Origin of the sequence: Nonlabens sp. Ci31 (genome assembly GCF_012974865.1) — a bacterium.
In the GTDB taxonomy this organism is placed as follows: Bacteria; Bacteroidota; Bacteroidia; order Flavobacteriales; family Flavobacteriaceae; genus Nonlabens.
The window spans coordinates 582,735-601,536 of record NZ_CP043633.1 but is presented as its reverse complement, the minus strand read 5'-3'; the positions used below and the strand labels follow the sequence as shown (position 1 = coordinate 601,536).

The following is an 18,802-nucleotide window of genomic DNA, read 5'->3' as shown; positions in this document are numbered from 1 at the left end:
TATGAAAAAGATGTTACTGTTTTTATTGTTTGTCGGTGGATTGGCCAGTGCTCAAAAGGAGCGCGTACAAATACAAGGTGTTATCAACAGCATAACCAATAAACCACTGGAAGGTGTCACTGTTTTTAATTCAGGTTCTTTAGAAGGTACAGTTACTAATAAACAAGGTGGTTTTTTTATTCATGCTCGAGAGACTGATAAACTTTCTTTTAAAGCGGTACAATTAGAATCCTTTTCTTTAACAATTACTAAGAAAATAATGGACGATAAAAAGGTGCTTATTTCTCTTAATGAAGGGGTGAACCAGCTCGATGAAGTGATGTTAGTTGATGGTCTTATGCGTATTAAAGTTAAAAAAACACCCTATGTGGATCCTAAGATTGACGAAGTAAGCGATTTTAATTTGAAAACAAGAGCTGTAGACCGTATGGAAAATACGATGTCTGACCGCATCAAACAGCCAGAAGAATATGCTGTAAGGAATGAGGCTTTTAATCAAAGCCAGCCACGTTTTAACATGAGTAATATATTTGGAGCACTTGCTATGATGGCTTTAGGAGGTGTTTTTCAAGCAGTTGAAACGGGAATAGACCCGGGTCCTAAGCAACCCACGCAAGAAGAATTTAATGTTTATACATTAAAGAACAAGTACAGCACAGAATACTTGCTGGAATATTTAAAAATACCTGAAGAACACCTTTATGAGTTCATGTATTTTGCTCAAGACAACGGCCTTAATTCAACTATGTTTGAGCCAGAAAGAGAGCTTGATCTACTTCAATTCCTTTCAAATCAAGTAACTTTGTTCAAAGCAAAGAAAAATTACCCCAAAGAAACAGAAGGCCTCTCTCCTTCTACTAAAGAAAAAAAGCAATGAAAAATAATGCACTTAAAAATACCCTTTACAGTTTGTTCGCTCTATTTTTATGTAGCCTAATATCTTGTGATAGTGATGATGACCTGCCTTCAGGACCTTCAATAGTGGTCAACTCATTTTCTTATGGAACAGATGCTACCAACTCATTTGAGTCTACTGCGGGCTATTATAATGATGTGGTAGAAGCGCAACAAGGTGTATATAGAACCGTCGCTTTTGTAACTGATGAAAATCTAACTTTAGATGTTAATAGTGAATTTCAAGGAATGGGTGTGCTATTAGATATAGTTCTTTACGGAAATCAGGAGAGTGCATTTCAAACAGGTACTTATAGAATAGATGCTGATCAAGACTCAGGGAATGCCTATGTTGCTTATGATATAGATTATGACTCTAATGATTCACTGAATCGCGGAGTACCGTTAATAACAGGTTACGTAAGTGTTACTCCGTATCAAATGGGATATGCCATTGAAATAGACGGAGAAGACTTAAATGGAGATCGTTTTCACGGTATCTATTTAGGCAACCTTACTTTATTATAAAAACGAAGATAAATTCGTCAAAATTGATCTTTCACGATCTTGTGTTTTTCTGATAGGAACAGCATACTTTAGTATGGATCTTAAAAAATTAAAATGCTCAAAAAATTAAAGTGCTTGCCTCTAGTAGTTATGGCTGCTATCCTACTGGTATCTTTCTCTAATATGGAGGATACTAAGGTTTCTAGTAATATCGATAAAGATGTTGAGCCGTTACCCTTTTCCTTCGACGAAATCCGGACGACCGGAAAAAGCGAGAATAATAACCTACATAAATACTATATATCGGTCTCTAACGCCACGTATAGTAAAAGTGCCAAAAGCATGCAGATGGTGACCAGGTTTTTTATAGATGATATGGAGGACGTTCTCAATTCTAGAATTGAGAACCCTATCGTATTAGGCGATAAGTCTACCATTGAAGAGGTATACCCATTGTTAAAGAGTTATATAGCTAAAAAATTAGAAGTGCAAATCAATGGGGTGAATTCTATTCCTAGTTTTATAGGTGCAGAATATGAGTCAGATCAAATAGTACTCTATATAGAACTGCCTTCTCCAAAGATGCCAAAAGTAATAACGATGCGATTCAATGCATTTATAGAGCTGTTTGAAGAGCAGAAGAATTTGGTTCATATGAAGATCAATGGCGTGCGCCGTAGCCTGCTTATGGATAAAAACAAATTAACAGATACTGTAAAGTTTTAGTTAAAAGCTTTATAACTTATTCATTATTGTTAATTTAGCGATGATTAATTTAAACTAAACACATGAAAGCTATTAAACTATTGTTTATCAGTATGATGCTGGTTTCTTATGGTTCTTTTGCACAAGAAGAAGTTCAGAAAGAAGAGCCTAAGGCTGAAGAACATGCTAACATCAACAAATTCCGTCAGTTGTATCAGGAATTTTCTACACCTAACCAGTACCGCAGTGCCAGTGGTGCTCCTGGTCCTAAGTACTACCAGCAACGCGCTGATTATGAGATGGACATAAGATTGGATGACGAAAATCACCATATTTATGGTTATGAAACGATCACTTATACCAATAACTCTCCAGATGTATTGGATTATTTATGGGTACAGTTAGATCAAAATATGCGTGCTAAGGATTCTAAAACTCCTCTTATTGAAGGTGGTGGTGTACAGCCTTACATGCAACCAGCTGGTTTTGCAGGTGCTTATTTACAAGAGCCATTTGACGGCGGTTTCAATATCAAAAAAGTACTTGATAAAAACGGTAATTCTCTAAAATACATGATCAATCAAACGATGATGCGTGTGGAACTTCCAGAAAAACTGAAGTCTGGAAAGGATTTTGAATTTGATATCGAGTGGGATTACAATATTAATAACCACGTAGAAGGTCGTGGTCGTAGTGGTTACGAGCAGTTTCCTGATGGACACAGAGCTTATGTAATCGCGCAGTTTTATCCAAGAATGGCCGTTTATAATGACGTAGAAGGATGGCAAAACAGCCAATTCTACGGGCGTGATGAATTTGCATTGCCATTCGGTACTTTTGAAGTGAATATTACGGTGCCAGAAGATCACTGGTTAGACGGTACTGGTAAATTGACCAATCGTAAGGATGTATATTCTAAAACAGAAATAGCTCGTTATGAGCAAGCACAAAAATCTTTTGAGAATCCAGTAGTGATTAGAACTCAAAAAGAGGCTGAAAAGCTTGCCATGATGCCAGGGGCTAAAGCGATGAAGACTTGGAAATTAAAAGCAGATTATGTTCGTGATTTTGGATGGACATCATCCCGTCGTTACGTAGCAGATGCTATGGCAGTAAAAATAGGAGGAAAGGATATCATGGCAGTGTCTATATATCCGCCAGAAGGTAATCCTTTATGGGAACAATGGTCTACAAAGGCTGTCGCTCAAACATTAAAGTCTTATTCAAGAATGACTTTTGATTATCCATATCACAAAGCCATTTCGGTACACGCAAAGAATCAAGGGATGGAATATCCTATGATATGTTGGAACTATGGTCGTCCTGATACGGATGGAAATTATTCTGATCGTGTAAAATTTGGTATGATTTCGGTAATTATCCATGAAGTAGGTCACAACTACTTTCCGATGATTGTAAATTCTGATGAGCGCCAGTGGACATGGATGGATGAAGGTTTAAACACTTTTGTGCAGTATGTTGCAGAGCAAGATATGGGAGAAAATTACCCAGCTTCTATAGAAGGATTAGATGCCTATCCATCTAGACGTGGGCCAGCAGCTAATATTGTCCCTTATATGGCCGGAGATCAAAGATATATTGCTCCTATTATGAGTAAAGGTCTCAACACCTACCAGTTCGGTTCTAACGCTTATGGTAAGCCAGGTACGGCTCTTAATATCTTAAGAGAAACTGTAATGGGACGTGACTTATTTGATTATGCATTCCGTACGTATTCTCAAAGATGGATGTTTAAACACCCAACACCAGAAGATTTCTTCCGTACCATGGAAGACGCTAGTGCTGTAGATTTAGACTGGTTCTGGAGAGGATGGTTTTATACCACTCAGTTTAATGATATGGGGATCAAATCTGTAGAAAAGTATTTTGTTTCTAATGAGAAAAATCAAGCTATGAAAGACTTGATGAAAGCAAGAAATATAGATGATAGTAATATACCTGCTTTAGTTTATATGGTTAAAGAAGGAAGTGCTGACTATAATGATGATCTTAAAGGGAAAGAACCTGCTGAAGTAGTAGGAGAGTTAAAAACCTATATGATGGATAACTTTACAGCGACAGAAAGAGCCGCTATGAAATCTCCTAAATTCTTCTATGAAATAAAAGTAGAGAAGCCAGGTGGATTAGTAATGCCTATCATTATAGAGTATACTTATGCTGACGGTACAACTGAAACGGTTACGCACCCAGCAGAAATCTGGAGGTTAAACGATAAAGAAGTAGGATTAAGCAAAGCAAGTACTAAGGAAATTACTAAAATAGTAATTGACCCTAAACTAGAAACTGCAGATGTGGATACTTCTAACAACACATGGCCAACTGCTGCTGAGGTAAGCAAGTTTGACCAAATGAAGAAGTAGGAAATACATTTCTCAAATAATTTTAAAACCAGATTCACAATGAATCTGGTTTTTTTTGTTATCCATTTAGCTTGAATTGGTTATTTTCATATTTAAATAGTATCATTAATAAATATCTTTGCGGTATGAAGTACACCTCCTTTTTATGTTTTCTCTCTATTCTCTTTATTTCTTGTAATGATCCTTCCCTAGATCAACAAAACAATGAAGCTGATGGAATAGTAGAGCCTATGCCAAATCTGACCAGATTGAGCAGTATTCAAATAGCCCAAGATGTAATGACTAACATGACAGAAAATGTGAGTATCGTCTATAATGAAGAGGAATTGATCGGTCAAGTCTCCTTTACTGGGGCAACAAATGTGGTTTATGATTTTGAGTATACGGCTAACAATAGATTGGTAACAGCCACTAAAGCAGCTGGAAGTACTATCATATATAATTTCACCTATACCGACGATTCTGTGTTTCTAGATTACACAGATTCAAATGGAGAACAGGTGGAAAAACAACTTTACACCGACATTCAAAATAGGATTGCTAGAGTAGTCACTAGGATTACAAATGGAGCTGGTATTGTTTCGCAAACGGAAGATTTGCGTTATCAATATACCGCAAACTTCAATGTGGATCGCATCAATCGTGTAGATACAAATGGATTTACTATTATAGGGTACACGGAGTTTACCTATGAGTTTAATAACAACCCATTTAAGGACATGAATGATGTTTTACGTCTTATTATATTTCCTAAATTCGTTCCTTATACAAGATATTTACCTAACAGTAGGATAGATTACACGGCCGTATCTGGTAGTTTTGTGCCAGATCGTTCGTTCTCCTATAGCTATACACTGCAAGAGGATCAATTTCCCAGTTCTCGAGAAATAACTAAAACTGAATCTGGCACTAGCACTACTATATTTGAATTTTTTAATTATCTATAGGTCCAAACTCTAATTAAAAATTGTCCTATCGTATATTTGCACTATGAAAATGATACTTTTATTTATCAGTACTCCAGAGCTTATGATAGTAGGCTTAGTAGTGATATTAGTCTTTGGCTCAGATAAGTTGCCGGAAATTGCTCGTGGTATAGGTAAAGCGATGAAAACAGTGCGAAATGCAACTGATGACATTAAAAATGAAATTGCTAAAAGTGCAGACGAGCACGGATTCAATAAAGACGTCAAAGAAATTACTAAAAAAATAGAAGAAGTGAAAGACCAGATAGAAGACTCGGGGTCTATTAAACGCAAGTTCTAAATGTTAGAATCTCTTGTAGAAATTGATCAGGATATTTTAAGATGGGTCAATGGATTTTGGATAGGGAAATTTCAATTCTTTTGGCTTTTTGTTACCCGTATAGAAAACTGGTTGCTACTTTATCTATTTTTCTTTTACCTTCTCTTTAGAAAATTTCAAAAACCAGTGAATTACATCGCTTTATTAATGTTGCCGCTGCTTGTTTTTGTTACTTTATCGCTAACCAATCTTGTTAAAAATACTGTGGAACGGTTGCGGCCATATAACGACCCATTATTAAGGGACAGCATCCAAGTCTTACAAGAGCCAGAAAGTTTTAGCTTTTGGTCGGGTCATAGTGCCGTGAGTTTTGCGGTGACTACATTTATAATACTAGCATTAAGAACAAAAGCAATGACAAAGTGGGTCTTGCTTTTCTACCTCTGGCCAGTAATTTTTGCACTTTCCAGAGTGTTTATAGGAGTGCATTACCCAGGAGATATTGTTGTGGGAATGCTGGTAGGTTTTCTTTTGGGCTGGGGATGTTTTATGCTATTTTCTAAAATAGAAAAAAGACTACAACACTCGGCTTAAGGTAAGTCCGTCACGAACTGATAAAAGTACTGTTTGCAATCGGGCATCTTCTTTTAATAGCTTATTGTATTCCAGTAGTACAGGTGTTGATTTGTCCTTTTCATTCAGATCTTCCACCACTTTACCATGCCATAAGACATTGTCAGAAATGATCAAACTTCCAGCGTGCACTTTGTCCATAATAAGATGAAAGTAGTTCACGTAATTAGGTTTATCAGCATCTATAAAAATGAGATCAAAAGTTCCTTCCAGCTCTGGAACCAATTGTATCGCATCACCTACTTTTTGAGTTATGGAAATATTATTGTTTCCGCTTTCGCGAAAGCGCGCAAAATATCCAGCAGCAAAATCTTCCAGCTCTTCATTGATATCAATCGTGATCAGTTCGCTATTTGCCGGCATTCCTTCAGCAATGCAGAGTGCAGAGTAGCCCGTAAAAGTGCCTATTTCTAGAACGCGCTGAGGCGCTTTCAAATGGGAGATCATGCTCAACACCCTTCCTTGATAGGGTCCAGACAACATGATAGGTTGTAATACCTTTTGATGGGTTTCTCTGGCGAGGTCTTGAAGGATTTGTGGTTCGTCTTCAGAATGAGCGACGATGTAATCATCAAGGTTTTGAGGAAGGAAAAACATAGGCAATTATTAGAACTACAATAGTACGAACTCTGTGCTAATTTTATTTAACAGCAACTACTTCTATTTCGATTTGAGCATCTTTTGCAAGCCCAGATGCGGCAAAAGTGGTACGAGCAGGCTGATGAGTAAAATGCGTTACATAGACTTTGTTAAAAGCATTAAAATCTTTAATATCCTTTAAAATAACACTCACTTTTATTACTTGAGAAAGGTCGCTATCGTGTAATTCTAGTACCTCTCTTATGTTTTCTATAGCTTGTTTTGTTTCTGGAACAATACCACCATCAACTAGTTCTCGTGTGTTATGATCCATACCTATCTGACCAGATAGAAATAAAAAGCCGTTTGCTTCCACTGCATCGCTAAAAGGGGCTTCTGCCTTTTCTGGATAATGAGATTTGTGGAATTGAGGAGATTCTTTGCAGCTCGATAGGCAAAAGCTTACCAAAATCAACAGTAGTACGTTTTTTTTCACTTAATCTCTTTTAGGAATTTGTAAATGTATATGATCATCATGCCTTACTGCATGACAGCCATGGTATCTAATTTTACTTCGTTGGTAAGCCGGTAATTTATCTAATTTTAGGAGGGGAATGAGATGCGGTTCTATAAATATCTTTTCTACTGATAATAAAAGCATTTCTTCAATCAAGAGCTTTGTAAAGGCTTCGTCGATGATCAATTCCTTATGCACGTTCACACCTATATATGTAGCATAATCATACTGCCAGAAACCAGCATCCATACATTTTTGAGCTTGTGTTAATTGATGATCATTGGGTTCTACATAAACACCATAGCCTAAAAGAGATGGTGTCCTGTCCACCAGTTCTCCTTTTTTATTTTTGTACTTAAATGCAATATCTATTTTGCGGCCATCATCATGGCTTAGATGCGGTAGTAATGGAAAACCGTCGATAAAAGGAAAGCCTGCATCTAGATATACCAATTTATTTGAAGAGCTTCTTTTGTAAAAACTTTTAGATGCCTGATGTAGGTATTTATATAAATCCTTATGCACATAATTACGGCACAACAACACATAGCTTAAATTATGAGGACCGATATGATCGTTAAAAACAGGAAGTGCTCTTCTGTTATTTAAGGGAGCAAGAACGGGTGTTATAAAGAAGACGCAAAGCATATACACTAGAGAGAAACTGAGAATTCGCTTCCTTTTATTCCAGATGGACTTGCGATACTTAAAATAACTAAAAACTGCAATCCAAATCAGCCCGCCCACTTGAGTAATTAATGTCAAAAGAACCACGATGAAGATGTGAAGAAGTGCTTTAAAATATTTCAAAAAGAGGGATTTATAGATGATCAATGATCGTAACTCATTCTATGGGCATCCAGTTTGATAAAGATAAACAGTAAAATGGTGAATCCCATGAGTCCGCTACCCCCATAACTCATGAAAGGCAAAGGTATTCCTACGGTAGGCAAGAGTCCTATAACCATTCCTATGTTCACAAAAAAGTGAAGGAAAAATATTCCGGCGACTCCGTACCCATAAACTCTCGCAAATTGATTGCGTTGTCTCTCGGCCATGATGATGACTCGATAGATCAAGAGCATGAAAAGTATGATGGTAATACTGGTCCCTAAAAGTCCAGATACCTCGCCTATGGCGCTAAAAACAAAATCAGTATGCTGTTCTGGCACATAGCCACCTCTAGTTTGTGTGGCCTCTTCCAGAGGTTTTCCTGCCCAACCACCATTTCCTATAGCGATCATGCTTTGGTTGATGTTGTAGCCTATTCCCGCGTCGTCCTGCACTCTGCCCAACACAATATTGATGCGGTTTCTGTGCCTTTCTTCTAGAAGATTATTAAAGATATAGCTGGTAGAAAACGTATAAGCGACACAAATTACTGTAGCTATTACAAAAAGATGTACCCGAGGTCTCGTAAGTCGTTTTTTGTGTTTCCGCTTTCGCGAAAGCAAATAGATAACAGTAATAATAACCACAATAGCCAGTATGATCCACCAAAGATTAATGACTAAAGCACCTAGGAATAATACCACTGCGATAAGCCCTAAACTCAAATACCAAAGCGATAATCCTTCTCTTTGTAATGCAAAGAAAAAAGCGGTGTAAATCAAGGCGCTTCCAGGGTCTGGTTGGGGTATGATCAAAAGTGCAGGTAAGGCAATAATCCCTGCGACGATCATAAAATCCCTAACATTTTTTAAGGAGACATTAAGTTGACTTAAAAATTTTGCAACGGCAAGAGCGGTAGCAAATTTTGCAAATTCACTAGGTTGGAAGGTAAACGGTCCTATGGGATACCAAGATGTGGCGCCATTTACTTCTTTACCAAAAAGGTAGAGACCAGCAAGCGAGACCAGTGAAATGACATAAATAAGCCCAGCAAATCGTTCGTAAAACTTAACCTCTATAGATAGTATGACAATGATGAGTAAGGCACAAACTCCTATAAAAAGGAATTGTTTACCGTAGACTTCATTGATATCGGTGATAGAAGTATATTCTATAACTGGAGCAGCGCTATAAATACTAAGCAATCCAATAAAAACTAGTGCAGCATAGATAAGTATTGAGGCAATGTCATACTTGGGTTTATCTCCTATTCCCATATTAGTCTAGGATATTAGGCTGAAGGCTGTCCAAAAGTTGTCGCAGGTTTCTTTCCTTTTCTACGGTAATCAAGCCTTGATCTATGGCTTCATTAACCTCAAAAGGTTCTTTGCCCAATTTCTTTGCGTATTCATATTCAAGGCTATGAGTAAGCAAGTAATCTTCAAGATCGGTTCTTGTAATATCACCTTTAAGGTGTTTTTCAATTACTAAACTGGCCATTTTAGCCGCATACCTGGAACCCCAGTAGCCGTTTTCAATAAATACCGCTACCGCTATTTGTGGGTTGTCTTTAGGAGCAAATGCAATAAATACCGAATGGTCTGTGAGTTGCTTGCGCTCTCCATTTACTTTGGTAAAATTCTCTACAGTTCCCGTTTTACCACAAATCTCAATTCCTGGAATTTGAACGTATTTTGCTGTTCCAGAATGATACACTTCATTCATTCCTTCTACAACAGGTTCAAAATGTTTAGTATCTATAGTGGTGTAATTCCTCTTGGTGTATTTGGGATTTTCAATGGGTATGCCATTCATTTCTTTAATAATGTGTGGTCGGTAAAAATAACCTCTGTTAGCTATAGCAGCGGTCATATTAGCCAGTTGTATAGGTGTTACAGCAATTTCTCCTTGACCTATGGCATTAGAAATAGTCGCAGGAGCATACCATTTGTATTTATAACGGGAGGTGTAATAATCTCCATCAGGTATCCTTCCAGGCTGTCCTACTGGTAGATCATAGCCTAAGAAATCACCCAATCCAAAACTAGCTACATGATCGTGCCAGATATCCATTCCTTTTGCTGGGTCTTTTTCATTTTCAATGATTCTCCTGTACACTTGAGCAAAGTAAGCGTTGCAGCTCTCTGAAATTCCTCTATTCATCGCCAGCGGACTAGCGTGTGAGTGACAACCCAGAGGCTTTCTACCGCCGTAATTATACCCATGATTACAACTAAAGCGTTCTTGTGGTGTCACAACACCTTCTTGCAGTGCTACTAGTGCATTGATTACTTTAAAAGGAGATCCGGGCGCATACTGACCTTGTAGGACCCTATTGACATCTGGAAGTCTTACGGTATCTCTCAAAATAGCATTGATGTTTTTGGAGCGATCGCGTCCCATTAAAAGACTTGGATCATAATTAGGAGCAGTTACTAAAGTCAAGATTTCACCCGTTTGAGGTTGGATCGCAACGATGCCTCCACGTTTGTTCATCATTAACTTTTCTGCGTATTCTTGCAATTCTCTATCTAGAGTTACGGTAAGGTCCGTACCCGCGATAGGAGCCATGTCACTGGAGCCACCTTTATAGGATTCTATAGCGCGACCGTAATGATCCCTGGTGTATTTTTTATAGCCTTTTATACCCCTTAACTCTTCTTCATATTGAAGTTCAATACCGCTTTTTCCAGCGAGGTCGCCCTGAACGTAGTAATCGTCATTTTTAATACTGTTTTGATTTACTTCTCTGATATATCCCAAAACACTGGCGCTGTGATCCACCATGTACTTGCGTAAGGATCGTCTTTGAATATAAAACCCTGGAAATTTTCTAAGCTGTTCCTGAAGCGGTGCATACTCTACTTGAGTGAGTTGAGGAACGATGACACTGGCTTGCTTAGTAGACCATATGCTAGCCGTCTCAAGTTTTTTTTCTAGCCTTGATTCGTCAATTTTAAGCAATTTAGCGAGTTTACTTATGTCTACATCTCCAGTTTCTCTAGGGATGACCATAACATCATAAGCAACTTGATTAGCTACCATTAACTTGCCGTTACGGTCGTAAATAAAACCGCGCTCTGGATAATCGTAGATTGTTTTTACGGCATTGTTCTCTGCTTCCAGTTGCAATTCGTCAGATAGAACTACCTGTAAGTAAACCATCCTTCCTAGAAAGGTGATACCTACTAAAGTGACAATGGATAAAAGCAGTAATTTTTTCATGCTTTAATTCGAGGTTTTAAAAGGAGTAATAATAGACTGTTTAATACTAGTGACGCAAGTCCCACGCTCAACGTTAGTTTTAAGGTATAAAGTATTTGCGAAGTGTTAAAAATGACTAAGCTATAGAAAACAATATGATGAACACTAATACATAAAACCATTAATAATACAAGTCTGTCAATAGGTGTTCTAATAACTTTCAAGTTTTTCATTTTATAACTTTCTCCATAAACCAGGCGCAGCCAAAAAGGTCTCGTAAAGGCTAGGGTCAAGCAAGCAGCAGCATGTGCACCACCAGTATCTTGAAAAGTATCAAGAACAATGCCTAGAGCAAAAGCGAGTATCATAAAACTCCAACTTTTGTTCTCGACAGGAAATAATATAATGAAAAGAATATAAATCATCGGATTTATATAGCCCAAAAAATTAATCCGATCAAACAAGAATATTTGTAGCACAAGCAAGCCTACAAAACGGAGAATATTATTTAAAAGAGTTCTATTCATTGTTTCCTAAGGTATCTATGACTTGTAATGCGGCTCTATCTCTATTCTTAATGACGTTTACATAGTCCAAATCGGTCATGTCATTAAATAACTCTACATCAATTTTATATCGAGAACCGTTTTCAATTAGTCGCGCGTCTTTGATGCTCCCTATTAAAATATGAGCAGGAAACACAGTGGATTGTTTTCCAGTTATGATGGTGTCGCCTTTAGAGACTTTTGCAAGTCTAGGCACATCTTCTAGGCTCATCATGTATGGGTCATTACCGCTCCACTTTAAAGACCCTATGGTAGAAGTTCCCTTTATTTGAGCATTCAAAGAGACTTGTGAGTTTAAAATAGAAATGACTCTAGAGAAATGGGTACTGCTTTTGTCTATGACACCTACTATTCCGTTAGGAGATATCACCCCCATATCGGAGCTTATTCCTTGATCAGTTCCTATATCTATGGTAATGTAATTATCTGATTTGTAGAAATCGTTTTTGATAACTCTCGCCGGGAAAATACGGTAAGGAATGCTATCTGAAAATACGAATGTGGATTCTTTTCCCAGAAGCGTATCGGCTATGTCTAGAAGTTGCATTCTTAAAAGTGCATTTTCTTCACTCAACTTATTATTTTGATTCTTCAGATCGAAATAATCAAAAATTCCGTTTCTGGTGTTCAATAAGTTTCCAGTAACATATCCTGTGGAATGTATGGTCGTATTGCGATGGTAATCATGCGTCTGAATAGTAAAACTAAGAGCAACGACCATTAAAAACAGATACAACAACAAGTTTCTGTACTTGATCAGAAAATTGATTATTTGTTGCATGTGGTTAAGTCAATAAGTTTTTAGACTAAGATTTTAGTACTTGTTAGCCAGTACACTTTTATATTTATCTAGATTTTTAAGAGTAATTCCTGTACCGCGTACGACAGCTCTTAAAGGATCTTCAGCAATATAAACGGGCAAGTCTGTTTTTTGTGACAGACGTTTATCAAGTCCACGTAGCATAGAACCACCACCGGCAAGATAAATCCCTGTATTATATATATCTGCAGCTAGTTCAGGTGGTGTTTGAGATAAGGTTTCCATGACCGCATCTTCTACACGTAGAATAGATTTGTCCAGCGCTTTTGCTATTTCTCGGTATCCTATTTTAACTTCTTTAGGTTTTCCTGTTAAAAGATCACGACCCTGTACGCTCATTTCTTCTGGTGGTACCTCCAAGTCTTCTGTTGCAGATCCTATTTGAATCTTAATTTTCTCAGCTGTGCGTTCTCCTACATAAAGGTTGTGTTGTGTACGCATGTAGTAAACGATATCATTCGTAAATACATCACCTGCAATTTTAACCGATTTATCACAAACGATACCTCCTAACGCGATAACTGCAATCTCAGTTGTTCCACCACCTATATCAACAATCATATTCCCTTTAGGCTGCATGATATCCACACCTATTCCTATAGCAGCTGCCATAGGCTCGTGAATGAGATAAACTTCTTTACCGTTCACTCTTTCAGCACTGTCTTTTACAGCTCGCATCTCCACTTCGGTAATTCCAGAGGGAATACAAATAACCATACGTAGGGAAGGAGTAAACCATTTTTTCTTCAAAGCAGGAATCTCTTTGATAAACATAGAGATCATTTTTTCACTGGCATCAAAATCTGCAATCACACCGTCTTTCAATGGTCTGATCGTTTTGATATTTTCATGGGTTTTGCCTTGCATCATCGCTGCCTCTTTACCTACGGCAATAATTTTACCAGTTGTTCTATCCCGCGCAACGATAGATGGACTGTCTACAACGACTTTGCCGTTATGAACAATGAGCGTATTTGCCGTACCGAGGTCGATAGCAATATCTTCTGTAAGAAAGTCGAAAAATCCCATAAATGAGCAGTGGAAAAACGTTAATAATTAGGGTGGTGTAAAGTTACTACAATTCTAGTGTTTAAAATGCCTTGTACCTGTGAAAACCATCGCAATATTATTTTTATTACAGTAATCGATAGAAAGTTCATCTTTAATAGATCCACCAGGTTGGATAACAGCTGTAATTCCCGCATGATCAGCGATTTCTACACAATCTGGGAAAGGGAAAAATGCATCGCTTGCCATAACGGCTCCTTTTAAGTCAAACTTAAAGGATTGCGCTTTATGAATGGCTTGGTTTAAAGCATCTACACGAGATGTCTGACCAGTTCCACTGGCACAGAGTTGTTTGTTTTTTGCAATAACAATTGTGTTTGATTTAGTGTGCTTACACAACTTAGAAGCAAATAATAAATCTTCGATTTGTGCTGCAGTTGGAGCTAATTTTGTCGCGGTGTTTAAGTCTTCTTTCTGATCTGTTTTTAGATTAGGGTCTTGAACTAAGTATCCATTTAAAGAAGCACGCACTTCCAGTTTGTTGGTGTCTCGCTTTCGCGAAAGCGCTCCTTCAACAAGCTCTAACATAATTCTATTTTTTTTCCCTTTTAGAATTTCTAATGCATCGCTGGCAAAAGATGGAGCAATCACCACTTCACAGAATAATTTATGAATCTCTTGAGCCGTTGCAGCATCAATTTCTACATTGGAAATCAAAACACCTCCAAAAGCAGAAACTGGATCGCCAGCAAGTGCATCAACATAAGCTTGATGAATCGTCTCTCTTTGTGCCACACCACAAGCATTATTGTGTTTGAAGACACCAAATGTTGGAGCGTCATTTACAAACTCACTCATCAAATTAACAGCTGCATCTACATCGAGCAAGTTGTTGTACGATAGTGCTTTGCCATGATGCTTAATAAACATTTCGTCAAAGTCACCATAGAACCATCCTCGTTGATGTGGATTTTCTCCGTAACGCAGAGGCATTACCTTTTGCTCGCTTATTTTAAGGGCTTTTTCTTCAGAATTACCAGCAAAGTAGTTGTAAATCGCACTGTCATAATGAGAAGAAATATTAAAACAAGTAGCAGCAAATCTCTTGCGCTGATCTAGAGTAGTCGTTCCTTTACCAGATTCTAGTACTTCTAATAAATTAGAATAATCAGCTACAGTTCCTACACAAAGAGTATCCTTATAGTTTTTTGCACCAGCGCGTATTAATGAAATTCCGCCTATGTCTATTTTTTCTATGATATCCTGCTCTGTAGCGCCACTAGTAACCGTCTTTTCAAAAGGATACAGATCTACAATGACCATATCTATTTGAGGAATGTTAAACTCTTCTAATTGTGCTTCATCACCTTTATGATCACGTCTGTTTAAAATACCCCCAAAAACTTTTGGGTGCAATGTTTTTACACGACCTCCTAAAATCGATGGATAGGAAGTGACCTCTTCAACAGGAACGACGTCTATACCTAGGTCTGTTATAAACTTTTCAGTTCCTCCTGTAGAATAGATGGTAATGCCTAGATCGTTCATTTTATGAACGATAGGAGCGAGACCTTCTTTACTGAATACAGAAATTAAGGCACTTTTTGCGGTGATGTTACTCATGATGTGTGTTGTTTTGTGTGGGAAAGTGCAAAAGTAATTAATTGAATCGGTTTAAGTTTTTTAGAAATTGTAATTAATTAAGTCTTTTATGAACTAATAATAATTGGGTAATCATTTATACTACTGTTTAAATATGTTGCAGCTACTTGTCACAAAGTAGGTAGCACGCACAAAGAATAACAATAATTTATCAAATTATCTCAATGGCATCAATAATAAATTTTAGTTTTACAGAGAATTAAAGAGAATGATTCCATATTTTAGCAAACCTTTTTAAACATTTAGAGATGAAGATAAAAATTACTTTAGTTGCAATGCTTTTCAGCATGCTATTTATGACCGCTCAAACTGCAGAGCAGAGAGCCCAAATTGTAAAAGCAAACAATCAAGAAGAATTACAAAACTTGATAGTGGATTTGAAAGCTAAGAACTTAAAAGATCAAGAAAAAGTTTTAGAGTATTCAAGAGCTAAAAACATTCCGATATTTAGAGAAAATCAAGATGGATCTTTCGATCAATTGATGAGGATTACAGATGCAGGTGTTCCTGTTTATTACAGTATTGATAACGTGGATGCAGCGATCAGTACGAGAGCAAATAGGTTACATAATGGTAATTCTTTGGGTCTCAATATTGAAGGTCAAGGAATGACTGCATATGTTTGGGATGGCGGGCCGACAAGGATTACACACCAAGAATTTGGGGCAATCGCTGGGCAAAGAGCTAGTAGAGGAGATGCTCCTTCTACTTTAAATAATAACAGTTTTCATGCTACCCATGTAAGCGGTACCATTGCAGGTTCTGGAGTTAATGCCTCAGCAAAAGGTATGGCGCCACAAGCACAAGTAGTTACCAGTGATTGGACCTCTGACACTTCTGAAATGGCAGCCTTTGCAGCTAACGGGGCGCTTATTTCTAATCATTCTTACGGAATTCCTATTGCTAGTTTTTCTAGCGCACCAGAATTTATTGGAAAATATACAGGCGCTGCAAGAGAGGTAGATCAAATCGCATATAATGCGCCTTATTACTTACCAGTTTATTCTGCTGGAAATGATGGGAATAATTCGAACCCTAGTCCAATAGGTGCATTTGCTGACGTTGATAAATTGACAGGAGATAAAGTAGCAAAGAACATCATGACAGTTGCAAATGCTCAAGATGCTTTAATTAATCTTGATGGTTCATTAAACTCTGTGGTGATCAGCTCTGGAAGTAGTCAAGGACCAAGTGATGATTTTAGAATCAAGCCAGATATCGCAGGGAATGGTACAGGTTTAACGAGTAGTTTTGACTCTTCAGATAGTGCTTATGGTACTATAAGTGGTACTTCTATGGCCTCCCCTAATGTAGCCGGATCCATGCTGTTGTTACAACAATATTACAATAATAAAAATGGTGTTTTCATGAGAGCAGCAACCTTGAAAGGACTGACACTTCACACTGCAGATGATGCAGGAGCTATTGGTCCAGATACTAAATTTGGATGGGGACTTATGAATACAATGGCAGCTGCAAATGCCATTTCTGAAAATAGAATAGAGTCAAGAATAGTAGAAGAAGAGTTAATGAGTGGACAGTCGTATTCTATCACAGTAGAATCTGATAATGTAACTGCTTTGATAGCATCTATTTCATGGACAGATCTGCCAGGAGGTATAAATACAAATGGATTAAACGATGCAGCACCAGCTTTAGTGAACGATCTAGATATTAGAATCACTCAAAACGGTACTTCTTTTGAGCCTTGGAAATTAACAAGCGTTTCAACAAACGGCACTGGAGATAACAGCGTAGATAATTTTGAAAGAGTTGATGTTGCAAATGCTTCAGGAACATATACGATTACAGTTACTCATAAAGGTACTTTAGTAAGTGGTTCACAGGCATTCAGTTTAGTAGTAACTGGAGAGAGTAATGATTTTGCCATCACTTCTTCTCAAAGTACTATTGAAACTTGTAATGATCAAACGGTTTCTTTTCCTTTAGAGTTTTTAGCTTCATCCAATTTTAGTGACACAGCTGTTCTTACAGTATCTGGAGTGCCTAACGGAGTTAACACTAACTTTACCACAGGATCATTTACTGCGCCTGGTAACGATACGCTCTCTATGACAAATTTGAATGCCGCTGCAGACGGGACTTATCCTATTGTTGTGACCGCTGTGACTTCTTCAGAAACTAAAACTCTTGGTCTTACTCTAAGGATAATGAGTGATAATATAAATACTCTAAATTTAAGTTTTCCATTGGATCAGGCTACTCGCGTGAGCACCTCGGCTTTATTAGATTGGGATGATGAATTTAATGCTCAAAACTACGAGATACAAATAACTACAAATCCTTCTTTTTCTAGGACTTTAGTTACTCAAATTGTCAGTAATTCTTCTTATGCTTTAAGCCCTGTCATTTTTAGTCCTTCATTTACTTATTATTGGAGAGTTAAGGCATTAAATGATTGTGGACAAGGAGCTTTTACAACTCGATCTTTTACTACCTTTTCATGTAATGAGATTAATGCTGCCGTTCCTACACCTATAAGTATACCGGACAATAACAATACGGGAATACAAAGTACGCTAACGGTTAATGAAGCGAATAATATTGCAATAGGTAAGTTAACGGTACAAGTGTTAAGTACTCACGAGTATTCGGGTGACCTCAACATCACATTGACTTCTCCTGCAGGAACCGTCGTAGCTTTAACCAGCCCAAATGGTTGTGCTACTCCTAACCTAGATGTAGTTTTTGATAATGATGCAAGACCTTTTACCTGCAATACCACAGCAGGAGTGCCAGGTTACACAGGTCTTGTTGCACCAGTAGGAGACTTGTCTTTATTTGATGGACAAACTATAAACGGTACTTGGATACTTACTGTGAGTGATCGTGGTCCTGCAGATTTAGGAACTTTGAACAATTGGAAAATCACCTTTTGTGAAGAGCCTGTAACTTTAAGTAATCAAGATATAGAGGATTTAGAATTTACTGTTTATCCAAATCCATCAAATGGTTTGTTTACTGTTGCTGCTGGATCAAATAACGTGAATACTGGTGATGCTGTTATTTACCTTCTTGATCTTAATGGTCGTGTTGTATTTACTAAAGAAGTGCAAGATGCTTCAAGATTAAATGAAACTATAGATGTTCAAAACTTGACTAATGGATTGTACTTATTACAAGTACAACAAGGGACTTCTAAAACAGTTAAAAAGGTGCTTATCAATAAGTAAGTTCTTCTTCACATAAAAGCAAAAATGCGATCCATTAGGATCGCATTTTTTTTGCT

At 37.5% G+C, this 18,802-nt stretch carries 17 protein-coding genes; 8 read left to right on the top strand and 9 right to left on the bottom strand.

Translation table 11 applies throughout. From position 1 onward, the window contains the following. Position 1: 1 nt before the first annotated feature. From F0365_RS02715 to F0365_RS02685, 7 genes are all read left to right on the top strand, one after another. On the top strand, positions 2 to 877 hold the full coding sequence (locus F0365_RS02715) for a carboxypeptidase-like regulatory domain-containing protein (protein WP_169932241.1): 876 nt from the start codon (positions 2 to 4) through the stop codon (positions 875 to 877). Beyond that, on the top strand, positions 874 to 1,422 hold the full coding sequence (locus F0365_RS02710) for a hypothetical protein (protein ID WP_169932240.1): 549 nt from the start codon (positions 874 to 876) through the stop codon (positions 1,420 to 1,422). Before F0365_RS02715 ends, F0365_RS02710 begins: the two co-directional genes overlap by 4 nt. Before the next feature lie 93 nt (positions 1,423 to 1,515). Further along, positions 1,516 to 2,127, top strand: a complete 612-nt coding sequence (locus tag F0365_RS02705) for a DUF6702 family protein (RefSeq protein WP_169932239.1) — start codon at positions 1,516 to 1,518, stop codon at positions 2,125 to 2,127. A 62-nt stretch (positions 2,128 to 2,189) separates the two neighbouring features. Beyond that, on the top strand, positions 2,190 to 4,487 hold the full coding sequence (locus tag F0365_RS02700) for a M1 family metallopeptidase (RefSeq protein ID WP_169932238.1): 2,298 nt from the start codon (positions 2,190 to 2,192) through the stop codon (positions 4,485 to 4,487). 125 nt (positions 4,488 to 4,612) lie between these two features. Continuing rightward, on the top strand, positions 4,613 to 5,434 hold the full coding sequence (locus F0365_RS02695) for a hypothetical protein (RefSeq protein ID WP_169932237.1): 822 nt from the start codon (positions 4,613 to 4,615) through the stop codon (positions 5,432 to 5,434). A gap of 43 nt (positions 5,435 to 5,477) precedes the next feature. Further along, positions 5,478 to 5,753 carry a twin-arginine translocase TatA/TatE family subunit gene (locus tag F0365_RS02690; protein WP_169932236.1) on the top strand — a complete coding sequence of 92 codons (276 nt, stop codon included), beginning with the start codon at positions 5,478 to 5,480 and terminating at the stop codon, positions 5,751 to 5,753. Continuing rightward, positions 5,754 to 6,326: a phosphatase PAP2 family protein gene (locus F0365_RS02685; RefSeq protein ID WP_169932235.1), complete on the top strand. Its 573-nt coding sequence runs from the start codon at positions 5,754 to 5,756 to the stop codon at positions 6,324 to 6,326. Here the strand turns inward: F0365_RS02685 and F0365_RS02680 are convergent. The 9 genes from F0365_RS02680 to purH are packed head-to-tail and all read right to left on the bottom strand — an operon-like array spanning position 6,309 to position 15,513. After that, positions 6,309 to 6,962: an O-methyltransferase gene (locus F0365_RS02680; RefSeq protein WP_169932234.1), complete on the bottom strand. Its 654-nt coding sequence runs from the start codon at positions 6,960 to 6,962 to the stop codon at positions 6,309 to 6,311. The genes F0365_RS02685 and F0365_RS02680 overlap by 18 nt on opposite strands. A gap of 43 nt (positions 6,963 to 7,005) precedes the next feature. Next, positions 7,006 to 7,440 carry a RidA family protein gene (locus F0365_RS02675; protein WP_169932233.1) on the bottom strand — a complete coding sequence of 145 codons (435 nt, stop codon included), beginning with the start codon at positions 7,438 to 7,440 and terminating at the stop codon, positions 7,006 to 7,008. Continuing rightward, positions 7,441 to 8,271, bottom strand: a complete 831-nt coding sequence (locus tag F0365_RS02670; RefSeq protein ID WP_240961850.1) for a hypothetical protein — start codon at positions 8,269 to 8,271, stop codon at positions 7,441 to 7,443. It abuts the gene before it with no gap. Positions 8,272 to 8,291: 20 nt separating this feature from the next. Continuing rightward, the gene (rodA, locus tag F0365_RS02665) at positions 8,292 to 9,569 is read right to left on the bottom strand and encodes a rod shape-determining protein RodA (protein WP_169932232.1); all 1,278 of its coding nucleotides are present in this window, start codon (positions 9,567 to 9,569) and stop codon (positions 8,292 to 8,294) included. A 1-nt stretch (position 9,570) separates the two neighbouring features. Continuing rightward, entirely contained in the window at positions 9,571 to 11,517 is a 1,947-nt protein-coding gene (gene mrdA / locus F0365_RS02660; protein ID WP_169932231.1) for a penicillin-binding protein 2, read from the bottom strand. Then, complete coding sequence (locus F0365_RS02655; RefSeq protein WP_240961849.1) at positions 11,514 to 12,023, bottom strand: hypothetical protein; 510 nt, start codon at positions 12,021 to 12,023, stop codon at positions 11,514 to 11,516. Before F0365_RS02655 ends, mrdA begins: the two co-directional genes overlap by 4 nt. Continuing rightward, entirely contained in the window at positions 12,016 to 12,843 is an 828-nt protein-coding gene (gene mreC, locus F0365_RS02650) for a rod shape-determining protein MreC (protein ID WP_169932230.1), read from the bottom strand. The genes F0365_RS02655 and mreC overlap by 8 nt, the downstream gene beginning before the upstream one ends. 33 nt (positions 12,844 to 12,876) lie before the next feature. After that, positions 12,877 to 13,911 carry a rod shape-determining protein gene (locus F0365_RS02645; RefSeq protein WP_169932229.1) on the bottom strand — a complete coding sequence of 345 codons (1,035 nt, stop codon included), beginning with the start codon at positions 13,909 to 13,911 and terminating at the stop codon, positions 12,877 to 12,879. A 54-nt stretch (positions 13,912 to 13,965) separates the two neighbouring features. Further along, complete coding sequence (purH, locus tag F0365_RS02640) at positions 13,966 to 15,513, bottom strand: bifunctional phosphoribosylaminoimidazolecarboxamide formyltransferase/IMP cyclohydrolase (RefSeq protein ID WP_169932228.1); 1,548 nt, start codon at positions 15,511 to 15,513, stop codon at positions 13,966 to 13,968. Positions 15,514 to 15,800: 287 nt separating this feature from the next. On the opposite strand from purH, the gene F0365_RS02630 reads away from it, so the two are divergent. Then, a complete protein-coding gene (locus F0365_RS02630; RefSeq protein WP_240961847.1) occupies positions 15,801 to 18,746 on the top strand; it encodes a S8 family serine peptidase in 2,946 nt (981 codons plus the stop codon). Positions 18,747 to 18,802: the final 56 nt, after the last annotated feature.

What these genes read in the sequence shown, in the direction of transcription:
- F0365_RS02715 (WP_169932241.1), top strand. Translation starts at nt 2, where the DNA reads ATGAAAAAGATGTTACTGTTTTTATTGTTTGTCGGTGGATTGGCCAGT.
- F0365_RS02710 (WP_169932240.1), top strand. Translation starts at nt 874, where the DNA reads ATGAAAAATAATGCACTTAAAAATACCCTTTACAGTTTGTTCGCTCTA.
- F0365_RS02705 (WP_169932239.1), top strand. Translation starts at nt 1,516, where the DNA reads ATGCTCAAAAAATTAAAGTGCTTGCCTCTAGTAGTTATGGCTGCTATC.
- F0365_RS02700 (WP_169932238.1), top strand. Translation starts at nt 2,190, where the DNA reads ATGAAAGCTATTAAACTATTGTTTATCAGTATGATGCTGGTTTCTTAT.
- F0365_RS02695 (WP_169932237.1), top strand. Translation starts at nt 4,613, where the DNA reads ATGAAGTACACCTCCTTTTTATGTTTTCTCTCTATTCTCTTTATTTCT.
- F0365_RS02690 (WP_169932236.1), top strand. Translation starts at nt 5,478, where the DNA reads ATGAAAATGATACTTTTATTTATCAGTACTCCAGAGCTTATGATAGTA.
- F0365_RS02685 (WP_169932235.1), top strand. Translation starts at nt 5,754, where the DNA reads ATGTTAGAATCTCTTGTAGAAATTGATCAGGATATTTTAAGATGGGTC.
- F0365_RS02680 (WP_169932234.1), bottom strand. Translation starts at nt 6,962, where the DNA reads ATGTTTTTCCTTCCTCAAAACCTTGATGATTACATCGTCGCTCATTCT.
- rodA (WP_169932232.1), bottom strand. Translation starts at nt 9,569, where the DNA reads ATGGGAATAGGAGATAAACCCAAGTATGACATTGCCTCAATACTTATC.
- mrdA (WP_169932231.1), bottom strand. Translation starts at nt 11,517, where the DNA reads ATGAAAAAATTACTGCTTTTATCCATTGTCACTTTAGTAGGTATCACC.
- F0365_RS02655 (WP_240961849.1), bottom strand. Translation starts at nt 12,023, where the DNA reads ATGAATAGAACTCTTTTAAATAATATTCTCCGTTTTGTAGGCTTGCTT.
- mreC (WP_169932230.1), bottom strand. Translation starts at nt 12,843, where the DNA reads ATGCAACAAATAATCAATTTTCTGATCAAGTACAGAAACTTGTTGTTG.
- F0365_RS02645 (WP_169932229.1), bottom strand. Translation starts at nt 13,911, where the DNA reads ATGGGATTTTTCGACTTTCTTACAGAAGATATTGCTATCGACCTCGGT.
- purH (WP_169932228.1), bottom strand. Translation starts at nt 15,513, where the DNA reads ATGAGTAACATCACCGCAAAAAGTGCCTTAATTTCTGTATTCAGTAAA.
- F0365_RS02630 (WP_240961847.1), top strand. Translation starts at nt 15,801, where the DNA reads ATGAAGATAAAAATTACTTTAGTTGCAATGCTTTTCAGCATGCTATTT.